The 16564-nt window shown below is 52.8% G+C and carries 18 protein-coding genes; all 18 read right to left on the bottom strand.

All coding sequences use genetic code 11. From position 1 onward, the window contains the following. Nucleotides 1-29 precede the first annotated feature (29 nt). The 18 genes from IAE55_RS30255 to upp all read right to left on the bottom strand — a co-directional run bounded on the left by IAE55_RS30255 (nt 30) and on the right by upp (nt 16482). On the bottom strand, nt 30-1028 hold the full coding sequence (locus IAE55_RS30255; RefSeq protein WP_181153037.1) for a rod shape-determining protein: 999 nt from the start codon (nt 1026-1028) through the stop codon (nt 30-32). Between the two features lie 233 nt (nt 1029-1261). Further along, complete coding sequence (spoIIID, locus tag IAE55_RS30250; protein WP_089549722.1) at nt 1262-1549, bottom strand: sporulation transcriptional regulator SpoIIID; 288 nt, start codon at nt 1547-1549, stop codon at nt 1262-1264. A gap of 236 nt (nt 1550-1785) precedes the next feature. Then, complete coding sequence (locus tag IAE55_RS30245) at nt 1786-2541, bottom strand: M23 family metallopeptidase (RefSeq protein WP_145139580.1); 756 nt, start codon at nt 2539-2541, stop codon at nt 1786-1788. 69 nt (nt 2542-2610) lie between these two features. Beyond that, complete coding sequence (spoIID, locus tag IAE55_RS30240; RefSeq protein WP_200634691.1) at nt 2611-3945, bottom strand: stage II sporulation protein D; 1335 nt, start codon at nt 3943-3945, stop codon at nt 2611-2613. Nucleotides 3946-4505: 560 nt separating this feature from the next. Beyond that, nucleotides 4506-5861, bottom strand: a complete 1356-nt coding sequence (murA, locus tag IAE55_RS30235) for a UDP-N-acetylglucosamine 1-carboxyvinyltransferase (protein ID WP_145162902.1) — start codon at nt 5859-5861, stop codon at nt 4506-4508. 398 nt (nt 5862-6259) lie between these two features. Then, nucleotides 6260-6517: a DUF1146 family protein gene (locus IAE55_RS30230; protein WP_076174666.1), complete on the bottom strand. Its 258-nt coding sequence runs from the start codon at nt 6515-6517 to the stop codon at nt 6260-6262. Between the two features lie 343 nt (nt 6518-6860). Beyond that, nucleotides 6861-7265: a F0F1 ATP synthase subunit epsilon gene (locus IAE55_RS30225; protein ID WP_076174668.1), complete on the bottom strand. Its 405-nt coding sequence runs from the start codon at nt 7263-7265 to the stop codon at nt 6861-6863. Between the two features lie 53 nt (nt 7266-7318). Then, a complete protein-coding gene (gene atpD, locus IAE55_RS30220; protein ID WP_076174670.1) occupies nt 7319-8722 on the bottom strand; it encodes a F0F1 ATP synthase subunit beta in 1404 nt (467 codons plus the stop codon). A gap of 248 nt (nt 8723-8970) precedes the next feature. Further along, nucleotides 8971-9834 (bottom strand): ATP synthase F1 subunit gamma, encoded by an 864-nt coding sequence (atpG, locus tag IAE55_RS30215; RefSeq protein WP_076174672.1) that lies wholly within the window; start codon nt 9832-9834, stop codon nt 8971-8973. Between the two features lie 179 nt (nt 9835-10013). After that, nucleotides 10014-11528, bottom strand: a complete 1515-nt coding sequence (gene atpA, locus IAE55_RS30210) for a F0F1 ATP synthase subunit alpha (RefSeq protein ID WP_145162900.1) — start codon at nt 11526-11528, stop codon at nt 10014-10016. A gap of 16 nt (nt 11529-11544) precedes the next feature. After that, nucleotides 11545-12093 carry a F0F1 ATP synthase subunit delta gene (locus IAE55_RS30205; protein ID WP_089549717.1) on the bottom strand — a complete coding sequence of 183 codons (549 nt, stop codon included), beginning with the start codon at nt 12091-12093 and terminating at the stop codon, nt 11545-11547. After that, on the bottom strand, nt 12090-12578 hold the full coding sequence (atpF, locus tag IAE55_RS30200; RefSeq protein ID WP_105444861.1) for a F0F1 ATP synthase subunit B: 489 nt from the start codon (nt 12576-12578) through the stop codon (nt 12090-12092). The genes IAE55_RS30205 and atpF overlap by 4 nt, the downstream gene beginning before the upstream one ends. 142 nt (nt 12579-12720) lie before the next feature. Then, on the bottom strand, nt 12721-12945 hold the full coding sequence (gene atpE / locus IAE55_RS30195) for a F0F1 ATP synthase subunit C (protein ID WP_036706394.1): 225 nt from the start codon (nt 12943-12945) through the stop codon (nt 12721-12723). An 89-nt stretch (nt 12946-13034) separates the two neighbouring features. Next, complete coding sequence (gene atpB, locus IAE55_RS30190; protein WP_200634690.1) at nt 13035-13844, bottom strand: F0F1 ATP synthase subunit A; 810 nt, start codon at nt 13842-13844, stop codon at nt 13035-13037. Nucleotides 13845-13874: 30 nt separating this feature from the next. Then, nucleotides 13875-14252 carry an ATP synthase subunit I gene (locus IAE55_RS30185; RefSeq protein WP_145162894.1) on the bottom strand — a complete coding sequence of 126 codons (378 nt, stop codon included), beginning with the start codon at nt 14250-14252 and terminating at the stop codon, nt 13875-13877. Beyond that, entirely contained in the window at nt 14245-14499 is a 255-nt protein-coding gene (locus tag IAE55_RS30180) for an AtpZ/AtpI family protein (RefSeq protein WP_076174685.1), read from the bottom strand. The genes IAE55_RS30185 and IAE55_RS30180 overlap by 8 nt, the downstream gene beginning before the upstream one ends. A 177-nt stretch (nt 14500-14676) precedes the next feature. Further along, a complete protein-coding gene (gene wecB / locus IAE55_RS30175) occupies nt 14677-15837 on the bottom strand; it encodes a non-hydrolyzing UDP-N-acetylglucosamine 2-epimerase (protein ID WP_200634689.1) in 1161 nt (386 codons plus the stop codon). 15 nt (nt 15838-15852) lie between these two features. Beyond that, the gene (gene upp / locus IAE55_RS30170) at nt 15853-16482 is read right to left on the bottom strand and encodes a uracil phosphoribosyltransferase (RefSeq protein ID WP_076174689.1); all 630 of its coding nucleotides are present in this window, start codon (nt 16480-16482) and stop codon (nt 15853-15855) included. Nucleotides 16483-16564 lie beyond the last annotated feature (82 nt).

Here is a 16564-nt window from a genome sequence, read left to right as displayed (position 1 = left end):
CAGCCGGCTCAGGGGCCGGCCATAAGTTATTAGAATGCTTTCTTGGACACCTTGTCCAAGTGATCGAGCATGAGTCCTGTGCCTTTCACGACACAGTGCATCGGGTCTTCCGCGATCAGCACCGGCACGTGCAGCTCTTCGGCGAGCAGCTCGTCCAATCCGTCAAGCAAAGCGCCACCGCCGGTGAGAATGACGCCGCGGTCGATAATGTCGGCGGACAGCTCGGGAGGCGTCCGTTCCAGCACCGACTTGGCAGCGGCCACGATCATCGAGACCGGTTCCCACAGCGCTTCCTGAACTTCGGTCGAAGTGACCGTCACGGTAAGCGGCAGTCCGCTGACCATATCGCGCCCGCGGATATCGATCTCATCCTGGCGTCCGCCCGGACGGACGGTGCCTACCTTGATCTTGATATCCTCCGAGGTGCGTTCACCGATGAGGAGCTTGTACTTATTTTTAATATATTTCACGATGGCTTCGTCGAACTTGTCCCCTGCCATTTTAATAGAAGAGGCGGTAACGACGTCGCCCATGGACAGGACGGCTACATCCGTCGTTCCGCCGCCGATATCGACGACCATATTGCCGCTTGGCTGATAAATATCCATACCCGCGCCAATGGCTGCGGCTTTCGGTTCTTCTTCCAGGAACACATCCTTGGCTCCGCTTCGCTCGGCGGCTTCCCGGATGGCCTTCTGTTCAACAGAGGTAATATTCGTAGGCGCACAGATCAGAATCCGCGGCCGGCTGCTCCAGCTGCGTCCTCCCACACTGCTGATGAAGTACTTCAGCATCGCTTCCGTAATCGCAAAATCCGCAATGACCCCGTCGCGCAGCGGACGAATCGCCACGATATTACCGGGCGTGCGGCCAACCATTCTCCGGGCTTCTTCCCCGACGGCAAGGACTTTTTTGGTGTCGCTTTCGATCGTCACGACGGAAGGCTCGTTGAGTACAACCCCCCTCCCTTTGACATGAATCAGCACGTTGGCTGTGCCAAGATCAATTCCAATATCCTTGCTAAACATCATGAAAAGAGCCCCCAAAGTATTATTTTATGGTAAAAGAGTCCCTGTTACCGCTTATAAGAAGTCCCATTTCGACAGGATGTGGCAGGAAGTTATGTATTTTTGGGAAAAAGGGATCACATTTTTCGACCTTATACCATCTTTTAACATATCATACTTCAGGGGAGGGATACAATGGGCACAGGTGTGCCCTGCCGCAAGATCATATGAACCGGGCCCGGAAGCCCAGATGGTCAGGCTTTGGCGGAAGCAACGGCTTCCCGTTTTTTCCCGCTGGTCTTTTTATACTTAATCTTGGTCGCTTCGCCTCCCCGGAGATGACGGATCGATTTGTGGTATTCAAGAATGTGCTTAACCTGATCAGCCAGATCGGGATTGATTTCCGGCAAACGTTCGGTCAAATCCTTATGCACTGTGCTCTTCGATACGCCAAATTCCTTGGCAATGGTTCGGACCGTGTGTCTCGTTTCCACGATACAACGACCAATTTTAATGGTCCGTTCTTTGATGTAATCGTGCACGCTCCCGCCTCCCTACTGTGGATAGTTTGGTACATTATATGAGGGGCGTGCCTATATATTCGCGCTTTCCAAGCCTGACAAGCTCCGCAAGGCCCATTTATTTTACGGGCAGCGCAAAATAACCCCGCAAATCGAAGGGGCTTCTCACTGCCCTTTCCCGCCATTCACAAGGGTTTGCACACAAAAAGGCAGGGATTGTCCCTGCCTTTAGGCTTATTTTTTCTTCACGCTTTCGGTTATTGCTTCGGAAGAACGGTTTCCGGATTGACCGGTGTTCCATTGTCGTACACTTCGAAGTGTACGTGGTTGCCCAGTTCCTTCTCGATTTCGCTGCGTCCGGCGGTGCCGATCGTATCGCCCTGCTTCACGGTGTCGCCCAGTTTAACTTTGGCGTCCGAGAGGCTTTGGTAGACCGTCTTGAGATTGTTGTCATGGGTAATCTCGATTACGGTTCCAGTCAGCGGCGGGTTCAGATCGACGCGAGTGACTTTTCCGCCGAGAGCGGCTTTGACGTCAAACGCCTGGTCATCTGCGCGGGCCAGGTCGACGCCGACGTTCGGAGTGAACGTGTCATCGTACTGAACCATCGCGGCTTGATGATTTTCTTCGGTACCATTTTCATCATAGAACGGCTTCACGACTTTTACGTCTTTGGCATTCGCCACCGGCCAAACCATACCTTCGGCATTGGCGGTTACTTCAACAGCATTGTCCTTGGCGTCTGTGGCAGTGTCTTTGCTGGCTGCAGCATCCGAAGCGGTAGTAGATTGCTCCGTTACTTTAGCGGGGTCTTGGGTAAGGTTCTTCTGGCTGGTATCCTGGTAGACCCACACTAAGGTTAGTATAATTGCTGCTGCGGCCACGTAAGCTGCCGGGTATACCCACCGTTTAGACAACAGCTTTTTCCACGAAGAAGGCTGATTTACAGGCTCTCCTTGCACTTTTTTAGGAGCTTCGCCGTGGTTTTGACTACTTTTGTTTTGTTCATTCATATGTTTATCACCTCAGTAACATTGTTACCGGGGCGGAATCTTTTATACGTATCTCTTTATATTATTTTTTCAATCTTTAGAGAGAAGTTTTGAAGCTTCCGTAAAGTCGATGCCCGTATAGTAGTGTTTGAGAATTTGCGTGGCGGTCGACCCTTCCTTGGCCATCCCGTCCGCGCCCCATTGGCTCATCCCGACGCCATGCCCGTATCCGTACGTGGTGATCTGGATGTCGGCCCCCGAGGTCTTCCAAGTAAACTCGCTGGACCGCAGGTTCAGCTTCTCTCTCACTTCCCGGCCGCTGAACACATGTCCGCCGATGGAAATCTCTTTAATCCGGTGCCCCTCCGTCGTAGACAAGACCTGAATGAAAGGCTGACCCGTCGATACCGTGATAGCCTGTCCGGCCAAACCGAGCTTGGTGATAAAATCTTTCCGGCTGATCGTGACCGTTTCCTTGTACCCCGGTGCCAGTTCTTTGTCCCATGGACTCGCTACGCTGCGGAGATACGGGATGTCTTCCTTCCAATAGTCTTCCGAATTTTCGGTATACCCGTTGCTGGTAGAGAAAAAGGATGCCGTAATCGGCTTGCCTTTATAGGTCATGATCGTATTGCGAGTTTCCTGCACCGCCCTATGCAGCTTGGCCAGCTCCGCGGATTTCCCCTGCGCCTTCCATTCCTTCTCCAATACTTCCTTGGAGATATACGCCTGGTGGCTGACCGTATCGGTCACCATGGCCTTGCGGTCCGGCACGCCACTCATGTCACCGTCCACCAAGCGGCGGACGATAAAGGTGCGGGCCGCGATCGCCTGCGCTTTGAGCGCCTCAAGCTCAAAGTCCGCCGGCATCTCGGCCGCCAGCACGCCGGTGACGTAGTCTTCCATCGGCAGCACTTCCACTTGTCCCGTCTTCGTCAGATAGACGGACACGTTCGGCAGCTGCGCCTCCGCTTGCGGCGCGGCAGGCTTGGCCGGTGCCGGCGCCGGAATGGGCGCGGGCACCGGTGCGGGGTGGTGGTTCGTCGACACCACCACCAGCGTGGGCAGCAGCAGCGCCAGTGCGAGCACCCCGCCCGCCCCCCACAGGGCGGCTGGGGGCACCTTGCGGGCGCTGCCCGGGCGGCGCGGCCCTTTGGCCGGGCCGCGGCTTGGCGGCGGCGTCCATGGGCGCCGCCCGGGGGTGTGCCGGGCGCCGCCAGGCGCGCCCGGGGCTTCGGGCCGGAGCGTGCCTTGGCGCTCCGGCCTCGCCGGCGCTGCAGCCTCTGGCGGCTGCGCAGCCTGGCCGGGCAGCAGCGTCAGCTGCGGCCTGCCCGGCTTGGGGGCCGTGCTTCTCGGATCATCCGGCGTGAGCGCTTCGCTTCTGGGAGCGACGGGAATTTTTAATTGTGTGCGTGGATCCTTCATATTCTCTCAAACCTCCGTCCATGCTTCGTCTTCGTTACTAGACCTTCCGGATACCGGCTGCGCGGCGGGCAGATATCGATGGGACGCGGCGCTATCGTCCGCTCCCGTCTTCACCGTTCACATCCGATATTCATACATATGAGAGGCTTGAGAGTGATAGAACCCTTTTTAAGAGAAACAGAGATTGTGCCTTCCAATCAGAAGGAACCTTCCATTCCTTAAGAGAACAAATAGGCTGGGTCAGAACCCGATGCCCTGCATCGTATATAAAGAAGTATGAACTGGCCCAGAGCCGAAACGGCCCAGTGACATCGGCAGGATCGTTCATTCACTCGGAAAGCTCTCTTTATAATAAGAAAGACTTTGATTGGGGAGACGAAAACGAAGGAGATGATGGATCGTAGACCAGTCGACGACAGAAAAGACCAGGCCGCAACGGGCCTGGTCTTTTCTCAGCTGCTTATGGTGGATGGCCGCGTAGCTCCGGCCGTTTGTTTGTTTACAGTACAATGAATCGTTTCCAGTAAAATGTTCCGCCTATCACAAGATCAAATAAGGACTTACACCCAAGTCGGCTGCACATTCACCAGCTTGACTTCCTCTTCTTTGCTGTCCGCCTCTTTCTTAGCCGCTACCGGCTGAGTCAAGGTCGGCTCATCGACGGAAATCCGCCAAATATCGGCTCCAAGGCCTTGCAGCTTCTCAGCCAGGTGAACATAGCCCCGGTCGATATGATGCGTACCGCTGACCTCTGTCGTTCCTTCTGACACGAGGCCCGCCAGAATCAAGGCTGCTCCGGCCCGAAGGTCGGTAGCGCACACCTTGGCGCCGGTAAGCTTGGCACCGCCGGTTACGATGGCCGTGCGGCCCTCTACCTTGATCTCCGCATTCATCAGCTGGAACTGGTCCACATGCATAAAGCGGTTCTCAAACACCGTTTCGGTCACGACGCTCGTGCCCTCCGACTTGAGCAGCAGCGCCATCATTTGCGACTGCATGTCGGTCGGGAAGCCCGGATACGGCAGCGTCTTGATATCAACCGCTTTAAGCGGATGGTTCGCCTTCACGCGTACGCCGTTTTCGCCTGGTTCGATTTCAACGCCCATCTCCTCCAGCTTGGCAATCACCGGACCCAAATGATCCGGAATCGCGCCTTCAACGTACACGTCTCCGCCGGTAATCGCGGCCGCCACCATGTAGGTGCCTGCTTCGATCCGGTCCGGAATGACCGTATGCTCGGTACCGTGCAGCTTCTCCACGCCTTCGATCCGGATAATACCGGTACCGGCACCGCGCACTTTCGCGCCCATGCCGTTCAGGTAGTTCGCCAAATCGACAATTTCCGGCTCTTTCGCCGCATTTTCGATCACCGTCACGCCTTCAGCCAGCGTGGCGGCCATCATAATATTTTCAGTAGCGCCTACGCTGGCCACGTCCAGATAGATCTTGGCCCCGCGCAGTCTGCCATTACTTTTCGCTTCAATGTATCCTTGTCCCAGGCTGATTTCGGCACCCAGCGCTTCAAAGCCCTTCAGATGCTGATCGATAGGTCTTGTACCGATGGCACACCCGCCCGGCAGTGAAATCCGCGTATGGCCCATTCTCGTAAGCAGAGGACCCATGACCAGAAAAGACGCCCGCATCTTCCGCACCCACTCATAAGGTGCCTCACATGAGGAAATCGTTTGGGCATTGACCCTCATTACATCGTTTTCATATGTAATGACTGCACCTATGGATTCCAATACTTTACTGATTGTAATTACATCGTCAAGAGGAGGCGCATCGATAATGATGCTTTCTCCTTCTTCCCCAAGAAGAGAGGCAGCGATGATCGGAAGAACAGAATTTTTTGCCCCGCTGACTTTCACGCTTCCGGTCAGTTTATTGCCACCGCGGACGATAAATTTGCTCATCATGATTCCCTCCGCGTCCAATTTTTCCTTTATTTCTGGATATTCAAGAAATTACATTGCTAATTCCCTAACTTCCATCATAACACTGACCTTTTGACGGATACAAGCGTTTTTTGGCGAATATGCTCCGGAGGAACTATCGCTTCAAGCCGGCCGGCATCAGGGCACGCTAAGCGGGATGAGTTACGAAATCAGACTTTTTCGGCTCCAGGTCCACATCTTTTTTAAACGTGTAAGGCTTTCCTGCCACATTCGGCAAGTGGAACCGCCAGCCTTACCTAAACTGTTCTTTTTCATTGTTGACATAAAAAAATGTTATTATTCGACATCTTTCAACCATGTTCAGTTGCTGAAGTCCTACAAGCAGCCTATCAGTGATATAACCAAACGTTGACCGGTTAAAACATATACCGGATCATGTTGCTCCAGCCGATATAATCAAGCAGAAACTTAGCGACGAAATGCCCCAGTACTACCGCCAGCAGCAGCTGCAGCAGCTTCCCTTGAGCTCCCTTCGGATGCCTGATAAACAGGTCCAGCTTCAGGTTCTGGAGCGCCCACCATGACAAACCGATGCAGAACAAAGACACCACAATGGACATCAGACCGCTGACTCCGATGGTGCTTGATATGTTCTGTGATACGTCCGAATCCATGCCCTTACCTCCATCATCACTTGATTTAAAAAAAGAATAACGATGAACGCTGGGTGTCCCTTCCAGCAACCAAGCTCATCAAGGGACTATTATATAATACTTGCCTTGACCTCAAGAATCCAGTTCCAATTCCTTTATTTTCGAATAATTTATCGTAAAGCGCTTTCTGTCTAATTTCCTCGGAAATAAATAGGTCATTTGGACTAGTCAGCACCAATATTCTATATGGAATATGGGGATTGTATGACAGAAGAATCCCCTGGTTTCATAGGAACTATACTTTTGGTTTTTTCCTTATCAATAAAAAAGCCTGTCTCTTTAACGAGACAGGCTCTCTGTACTATTATTTACGACCGGCCACATTGATCCGGTTAATCGCTTTTTGCAGGGCCATTTCCGCACGGCGGAAATCGATCTCATCCTGCTTGCCCGCTGCCAAACGGCGCTCGGCACGCTCTTTGGCGGCACGTGCACGTTCAACATCGATCTCTTCAGGAAGCTCTGCGCTCTCAGCCAGAACGACAACCTTGTCTTTACGTACCTCAACAAAGCCGCCGTTAACCGCGATCTCGGTGGTTTTCTTGCCGCTCGTCACGGCAATCGGAGCAACCCGCAGCGGGGTGACCAACGGAATGTGGTTCGGCAAAATGCCGAGCTCACCCTCCACACCGCGTACAACCAGGCTGTCCACCTCTCCGGAATAAGCCACGTGGTCCGGTGTGACGATTTCCAATAAAAAGGTGCTCACTTACATCCCTCCCTGAATGCTCACTTCGGAAGCAGTTAGCTCCCGGCAGGACACTATTCCAACGTCTTCGCTTTTTCTACGGCTTGTTCAATCGTTCCAACGAAGAGGAAGGCTGCTTCAGGAAGGTCGTCGTGCTTGCCTTCGAGAATTTCCTTGAAACTGCGGATCGTTTCTTTAACCGGTACATAAATACCCGGCATGCCGTTAAACGCTTCGGCCACGTGGAATGGCTGGGACAAGAAACGCTGTACGCGGCGGGCACGGCCTACGATCAGCTTGTCGTCCTCGCTAAGCTCATCCATACCGAGGATGGCGATGATATCCTGAAGCTCGTTGTAACGGGCCAGGAGACGCTTAACGCCTTGAGCGACGTTGTAATGCTCTTCGCCCACGATTTCAGGCGTCAGGATCCGGGAGCTCGATGCCAGCGGATCCACCGCCGGATAGATACCCATTTCGGAAATTTTACGCTCCAAGTTGGTCGTTGCGTCCAAGTGGGCGAACGTTGTAGCTGGAGCCGGGTCCGTATAGTCATCCGCAGGCACGTAGATCGCCTGGATCGACGTAACGGAACCTTTTTTCGTGGAAGTGATCCGCTCTTGAAGCTGACCCATCTCGGTTGCCAGCGTTGGCTGGTAACCTACCGCGGAAGGCATCCGTCCGAGGAGGGCGGATACTTCGGAACCGGCTTGGGTAAAGCGGAAAATGTTGTCGATAAACAGCAGCACGTCTTTGCCTTCTTGATCACGGAAGTATTCCGCCATCGTCAGACCTGTCAGTGCCACGCGAAGACGGGCGCCCGGCGGTTCGTTCATCTGTCCGAATACCATCGCCGTCTTGCTGATAACGCCGGAATCGCTCATCTCGTGGTACAGGTCGTTACCTTCACGGGTACGTTCACCTACACCCGCGAATACGGAAATACCGCCGTGTTCCTGAGCGATGTTGTTGATCAATTCCTGGATCGCAACGGTTTTACCTACGCCGGCACCACCGAAGAGACCGATTTTACCGCCCTTTTGGTAAGGTGCGAGAAGGTCGATAACCTTGATCCCTGTCTCCAGCATTTCTGCTTGGGTCGACAGTTCGTCGTATTTTGGTGCTTCACGGTGAATCGGGCTGGAAACCTCGGAAGTCACTTCGCCCGCTTCGTCGATCGGCTGTCCCAGTACGTTAAATACGCGTCCGAGGGTAGCGGATCCTACCGGAACAGTGATTGGGCCGCCCAAATCCACTGCTTCCATACCACGAACGAGTCCATCAGTAGAGGACATGGCAATGCAGCGCACCATGTTATCGCCCAGATGGTTTGAAGCTTCCAGAGTCAAGTCAATCTGGCGTCCGCCAGCGACTGTGCCCTCAACTTTAATTGCATTGTAGATTTCCGGTAGTTGACCTCTTTCGAATTCGATGTCGACAACCGCACCCATAATGCTGACAACGCGTCCTTTGTTCATCTTTTTTGTTCCCTCCTACAAGTCTGCTGTATTCGCAAACCTAAATCGTAAGCCATGCGGCTTAACGGTATGCTCCGTGCAAGGTTCTAATATGAAATATAGATCATGTCTATCGCAGGTAACCGAAGCCGACAGACCGATTAAGGATGAGTTTGCTGCTGAAAACCAGGCGGGGCTTCTCCATACACGGACAAGCACCCCCGGGTTATGAAAACTGATATTCGAAAATAAGACACCGTCTAAAAATCTTATACCTGAGCGTTCGCACCAGATACGATTTCCGTAATTTCCTGCGTGATCGCCGCCTGACGCGCCCGGTTGTAAGACAGCGTCAATTCGTTGATCAGCTTGGTCGCATTCTTCGTCGCCGCGCCCATCGCCGTCATCTTGGCACCCAGTTCACTGGCTTTGGCGTCCAGCAGTGCGCTGAAGATCAAGGTTTCGGCATATTTAGGAAGCAGCGCTTCCAGAACGGCTTCCGGAGACGGCTCGTATTCGTAGCTGGCCACCGGAGAAGCTGCGGATTCCATGCTGTCCATCGGCAGAAGCAGATTGGCTTCCGGAATTTGCGTCAACGCGTTCACAAAGCGGTTGTAGATGACGTAAAGCTCATCGATTTTGCCTTCCTCAAACTCGCGGACCGCTGCGGAAGCGATCGACTTGATGTCGGCAAACGATGGCGTGTCGGACAAGTCCGTAACCTCTTTCACAATCGGAAGCTCTCTGCGGCGCATGTAGTCGCGGCCTTTCCGTCCAATCACGAACAATTCGTATTCGTCGTTGGACTTATGGCGTTCCTTAATCATCGTCGAGACAAGCTTCAGCACGTTGGCGTTCGAACCGCCCGCAAGACCGCGGTCGGAGGTGATGACCAGGTATCCGGTTTTCTTCACGGGACGTTTCTCAAACATCGGATGCTTGATGCCTTTGGTACCGGACGCGATGCTGGAGACCACTTCCTTCAGCTTCTCGGAGTAAGGACGGGAATGCTGCGCCATCTCCTGGGCTCTTCTCAGCTTGGAGGCAGCGACCATTTCCATCGCCTTCGTGATCTGCTTCGTGCCTTGAATACTTTTGATCTGACGTTTAATTTCGCGTAATCCTCTTGCCATGTTTTCACCACCTTCAAGCTTTGACGAAGTCAAAGCTAACTTCGTAAGCGAAACTGAACTTTAGCAGAGCTAAAGTTACTTCGAAAGCATTTACTGAGCTTTGACATCGTCAAAGCTGACTTCGATGCGCATATCTAAAAAGATGAACCCGAGCCTTGCGGCCCGGTTCACGTCCAGGCTTACGCCATCACAGCAAAGCCTCTTTTAAATTTATCAATAGCCGCTTTCAGAGCCGTTTCGTTGTCGGCAACCAGATCTTTGGTATCGCGGATGGATGCCATGATCTCAGGATGGTTGCTTTCAAGGAACGCCAGGAATTCGCTCTCGAAACGACGGATGTCGCCGACAGGAATGTCGTCCAGGTGTCCTCTGACTGCCGTGTACAAGCTGGCTACCTGCTGCTCAACGCTGAGCGGCTGGTTAACCCCCTGCTTGAGGATTTCCATCAGTCTCGCACCACGGTTCAAACGGGCCAGCGTGGATTTGTCAAGGTCGGAACCGAATTGGGAGAACGCTTGAAGCTCGCGGTACTGGGCCAAATCCAGCTTCAAACCGCCGGCGACTTTCTTCATCGCCTTGAGCTGAGCGGAGCTACCTACCCGGGATACGGAAATACCTACGTTGATCGCCGGACGCTGTCCAGCATAGAACAGTTCGGACTCAAGGAAGATCTGTCCGTCCGTGATCGAAATAACGTTGGTTGGGATATATGCGGATACGTCGGACGCCTGTGTTTCAATGAAAGGCAGAGCGGTTAATGAACCACCGCCGAGTTCATCGGACAGCTTCGCCGCGCGTTCCAGCAAACGGGAATGCAGATAGAATACGTCACCAGGATAAGCTTCGCGGCCTGGAGGACGTCTGAGGAGCAGGGACAATTCGCGGTATGCCGCTGCCTGCTTCGTCAAGTCATCATAGATGATCAAGGCATGCTCGCCTTTGTACATGAAGTACTCACCCATTGCACAGCCCGCATAAGGAGCGATGTACAAGAGCGGAGAAGGCTCGGAAGCCGATGCGGTAACGACGATCGTGTAGTCCAGAGCGCCGTGACGGCGAAGGTTTTCCACGACGTGCGCAACCGTCGATTGCTTTTGGCCGATGGCGACATAGATACATTTCACGCCATTGCCTTTTTGGTTAATGATCGTATCGATCGCGATTTGGGTTTTACCCGTTTGACGGTCACCGATGATCAGCTCGCGCTGTCCGCGGCCGATTGGCACGAGAGCGTCAATCGCTTTGATACCGGTTTGCATTGGCTCATGAACCGATTTACGGTCGATAACGCCTGGTGCACTGCTCTCAACCGGACGATAAGCAGAAGCTTCGATCGGTCCTTTGCCGTCCACTGGCTGACCAAGCGGGTTGACAACGCGTCCGAGCAGAGCTTCCCCAACAGGAACCTGCATGATGCGTCCGGTACGTTTCACTTGGTCGCCTTCTTTGATTTCCGTGTAAGGTCCGAGAATAACGACACCTACGTTGCTTTCTTCCAAGTTCAGCGCAAGGCCTACAACACCGTTGGCGAACTCGACGAGCTCACCGGCCATAACATTGTCGATCCCGTGAATACGGGCGATACCGTCACTTACTTGAATAACGGTGCCGACTTCGGCCACTTCGATGTCAGATTTATATTGTTCAATTTGACTTTTAATCAGCGTACTGATTTCTTCAGGTCTGATACTCAAGTGTCTTCACCCCTATCTACTGTGCTAGTCTGTTAAAAGACTTTTCAAGCCGTTCCAGCTTCCCTGCCAAACTGCCGTCGTACAGCATATCGCCGATGACGACTTTTACACCGCCGAGCAGATTTTTATCAATCACGTTGGTTACGCGAATTTTCTTCTTAGCCAATGCTCCAAACTCCGCGGCAACCGTTTCGATTTCCTGGTCGCTCAGCGGATAGGTGGAGTACACCGTGGCGTCCGCGAGTCCAAGGCTTTCGCCTTCGATCCGGACGTAGCTGTCCAGCAGGTCGGCGAACAGATCCGCTCTGCCCCGCTCGATCAGCATATCAACGGTGTTCATGACCGGCTGGGATACTTTGTCTTGAAGGGCCTTCTTCAGCACATCCAGTTTCACCGATACGGCAATGTTGGGCGTGGAGATAAAACGGCGGATCTCGTCATCCTGGGTAATGGCCCCAACGACGGCCTTGAGCTCCTGCTCCACTTCCAGCGTTTTCTGCTGCTGCGCAGCCACTTCAAACAGCGCCTTCGCATAACGCTTGGCTGCTATTGTCTCCCGGCTCATGGTCTGCCCCCTACCTCTTTAAGGTACTGGTCCACGAGCTCTTCCTGAGCTTTGTCGCTGCTGACTTCCTTCTCAAGCAGCTTGGATGCGATCTTCACGGATACGGCGCCCAGCTCGCTGCGCAACTCCTGAACCGCCTTGTTCTTTTCGCTTGCGATATCGCGGACAGCGTCCTCTTTAATACGAGAAGCTTCCACCTTGGCTTGTTCCATAATTTGGTCAGCCTGCTTGCTGCTCGTTTGTCTGGATTGCTCGATAATGTCGTAAGCCTCTTTGCGCGCATTTTCCAGAGCTTTTTTCTGCTCTTCTACGTAAGCAATGGCTTGTTCGCGGGTTTGTGCCGCTTCGTTCATTTGACTCGTCACAAGCTCGCGGCGCTTCTCCATGATGGAGAACAACGGACCGAAAGCGTATTTGCTCAGAAGCCAATACAGAATCACAAACGCAATCAATGCCACAATGAAAGACGAAGGGATAATAGTCAATCTAGTCACTCCTTTCCGGTGCACGTTCAGTCTTGTTCATCAGACAGTCAGATAAGGAAGGATCCAAGAACCTTCCTTATCTGACGGCTAAAAAGAAGGCGCGGATGGCCGTGGCCTTCCCCGCCAAACCTTACTGCTTAAATTAAGCTCCTGCGTAGAACAAGAACGCGAGTACGACACCGATGATTGGAAGGGCTTCGACCAGACCTACACCGATAAACATTGTCGTTTGAAGCGTGGATTTCGCTTCTGGCTGACGAGCGATACCTTCAACCGTTTTACTTACGATCAGACCGTTACCAATACCTGCGCCAAGTGCGCCCAAACCTACTGCAATCGCAGCTGCAAGAAATGCCCAAACTCCCATTTGTAAAATCCTCCTTAGAGATGTGTATTTTATTATTATTTATGTTTAGTTAAGAGTGAAGAAAGAAAACTCCAAGCTTAACTTTGAAGCTAATGTTCGTGCTCGTCGTGGCTCTCGATCATCTGAGAGATATAAACCATCGTCAGGATCGTGAAGACGAAAGCCTGGATGGCACCGACGAAAATACTGAAGCCCTGCCAAACGATGAGACCGAGCACGGAAGCGATGTATCCGCCTGCGCCAATTGCGGTCAGTTTCAACAGAACCGAGATCAGCACCTCACCCGCGAAGATGTTACCGAATAGACGCATGCCCTGCGTCAGCAGCTTCGCAAACTGCTCGATAACGTTGATCGGGAAGAAGAACCAGTAAGGTTGGAAATAGTGCTTGAAATAACTCTTTGTATTTCTGGTCATTCCCAGGAAGTGCGAAAGGAAGAATACGATAAACGCGAGCCCCATGGTAACCGAAGCATCAGCCGTAGGTGATTTCCACCAAGCTAGCTCGACTTCTTCTACATCCGGATGCTTCGCAAACTCTTCGGTGACAGATACGATCTCTTTGCCAAAGATATGCGCATGTTCCGGATCGTGGACTCCTGTAACGATACCAAATGGAAGACCCAATAGGTTACCGACAAAGATAAACATAATAAACGTCAATCCAAGGGACAGAAAGTGCCTCCCCTTCTTCCAATCCATCGTGCTGGAAATCAGGTTCTGGACGAATTCCACCGTCCATTCCATGAAATTCTGCAATTTCCCCGGGTTTTCGACTGACAATTTACGGGTTGCCAGCTTCGCGATCACAAACACGATTACGGAGGTTACGATGAGCATCAGGATTGTGGAAAGGTCGAATTTTATGCCGCCCAATTCAATAATCGGTGATGTATGCATGTTTTTCTCACCCCTTTCTCAGTTGAAGGTCTACTCCTGTTTACGAGACAATCGAATCCCTATGAATAAGAGAAGAAACTGTGCCAATACCAGTGTTGCCGCAACGGCATACAGGTTAAACGTCTCCGGCCTTTGATAGGCCACAACGACGGCCAGCACACTGAGGGCTGCACGGGTCAGAAAACCCATATTTACTCTCTTGCCGCCCCCGCCTTCGACTGTATCCAACACTTTTTGCACTTTATAGCCTAAGTAAAAGCTATTAGCAAGGCTGACACTGGAGCCAAGCACCATACCCAGCGCTATACTCCGGTATTGCGGGAAGACAGCAGCACCCAAGAAGCAAAGAGCCAGGAAATAAAGTGTCGCTCTAGTCAATACCCTGCGGTATTTCCATAGTTCACTCATCACTTTCCCCCATGACTGCCTTGGTGATCATAAAAACGCTTACGCCGCCAATCGCCAGACCCAGCAAAACTCCGAATGCAATCCAGAGTCCGGGTCCTCCCCAAATCTTGTCCAGCCAGGAGCCGAGATAAAAGCCCCCTAAAGTACACGCGGCCAGATCGATTCCGATGGCGCTTACAAGGCCCGCATACTTCAGAGGGCTTGCAGCATTTTTATTGGATTTTTGCGGCTTATCAGGTTGATTCATCTCTGTCCACCCTCTAATCCCAGTTCATTTTACTGAATGACCCGAGAGTTTGTCAATTGAACAAATCCGTGTCGAAACTGGCTGGAAATGTGACTAAAATCACTGCAAAAAGCCCGCAAATCCGTGTCAACCGTACAGTTTAACTGTATGCTGTACTCTTTGCCCTCAGAATATGGCTTAACTTTCCTTTGTGAACATTCTGTGAAATTGTTCCGGACGTTCATTTTTGATGCCAAAATGATGCAAAATCGCGTCGACAATCCGCTGGGATGCCTTGCCATCTCCGTAAGGATTCGCGGCGCCGCTCATCGCATTATAGGCCTCCTGATCGGTCAGCAAATGCTTCGTCCGTCCGTACACTTGTTCCTCATCCGTTCCCACCAGCTCGAGCGTTCCCGCCTCGATCCCTTCCGGACGCTCGGTCGTGTCACGGAGCACCAGCACCGGCACACCGAAGGATGGAGCTTCTTCCTGAAGACCGCCGGAGTCCGTCAAGATCAGATGCGTATGCGGATAAAAATTGTGCAAGTCTACAACATCCAGCGGTTCAATCAGCTTAATTCTTGGATGATTGCCCAAAATTTGATGCGCCGGTTCTTTGACCGCCGGGCTTGGATGGACCGGATACACGATGGCGATATCGTCGAATTCGTCAGCGATCCGTTTCACGGCACGGAAGATGTTCAGATGAGGCTCGCCCTGCGATTCTCGGCGGTGCGCCGTCATCAGAATCAGCCGTTTGCCCTGCGCCCAATCGAGCACCGGATGGTCATAATCCGACTTGACGGTGTACTGGAATACGTCGGTAACGGTATTGCCAGTCACGTAAATGTGGGACTCGTTCTTGTTCTCCTTCTTCAGGTTGCCTGCAGACCAGTCGGTCGGGGCAAAATGAAGATCGGCAAGCACGCCGGTCAACTGGCGGTTCATCTCCTCCGGATAAGGAGAGAGCTTGTTCCACGTTCTCAGGCCCGCTTCGACATGTCCTACCTGGATCTTTTGCAGGAAGGCTGCATAACTGGCCAGGAAGGTCGTCAGCGTGTCTCCGTGCACCAGAACGATATCAGGCTTGGCCTCTTTCAAAACCGGCTCCAGGCCCTGCAGAACGCGGATGGTCACCTCGTTCAGCGTCTGGTTCTCTTTCATGACGTCCAGATCGAAATCCGGCGTAATCTTGAATACCTCTAGCACCTGATCCAGCATCTGACGGTGCTGGGCCGTTACGCAGACGACGGATTCGATATGTTCGGGATGCTTCTGCAGTTCTAAGATGAGCGGAGCCATCTTGATGGCTTCCGGGCGCACCCCGAAGATCGTCATCACTTTAATTTTTGACATATGGTTTCCCTCTCCTTACTTGGTTCCGTACAGCCGGTCTCCGGCGTCTCCCAGTCCCGGAATGATATAACCGTGATCGTCCAGCTTCTCGTCCAGGGCCGCTACATAAATGTCCACGTCTGGATGAGCTTCCTGCACGGCTTTGACTCCTTCCGGCGCGGCGATCAGGTTCATCATCTTGATCTGGGTGCACCCCCGCTTCTTCAGGACGTCGATCGCGGCAATAGCCGATCCACCGGTCGCCAGCATCGGATCGATGACGATCAGCTCGCGCTCGGTCACGTCCGTCGGCAGCTTCGTGTAATACTCGACAGGCTGCAGCGTCTCCGGATCGCGGAACAGGCCGACATGTCCCACCTTGGCGGCGGGAATCAGCTTCAGCATGCCGTCGAGCATGCCGAGCCCGGCGCGCAGAATCGGAATCAGGCCGAGCATGCGGCCCGCCAAAACCTTGCCGTCCATCTCGGCGACGGGTGTCTGCACCTTCACCGACTCGAGCGGAACCTCGCGTGTAATTTCGTAAGCCATTAAGGAAGCAACCTCATCGACCAGTTCGCGAAAATCTTTCGTGTTCGTCCGCACATCGCGGATAAATGTCAGTTTGTGTTGAATCAAAGGGTGATCACAAATCACCAGTTTTCCCATGTTAGTCCCTCCGGTTAAATCGTAAGTCTAAGTGCTGTCATTGTCGGTTAGTTAGATGCCCATTCGCATACGATACATGCAA

Origin of the sequence: Paenibacillus sp. S28, assembly GCF_016624415.1 — a bacterium.
Classification (GTDB): Bacteria; Bacillota; Bacilli; order Paenibacillales; family Paenibacillaceae; genus Paenibacillus_AQ; species Paenibacillus_AQ favisporus.
Note: the sequence above shows the minus strand (reverse complement) of the source record. Positions and strands in the feature narration are given on the sequence as shown.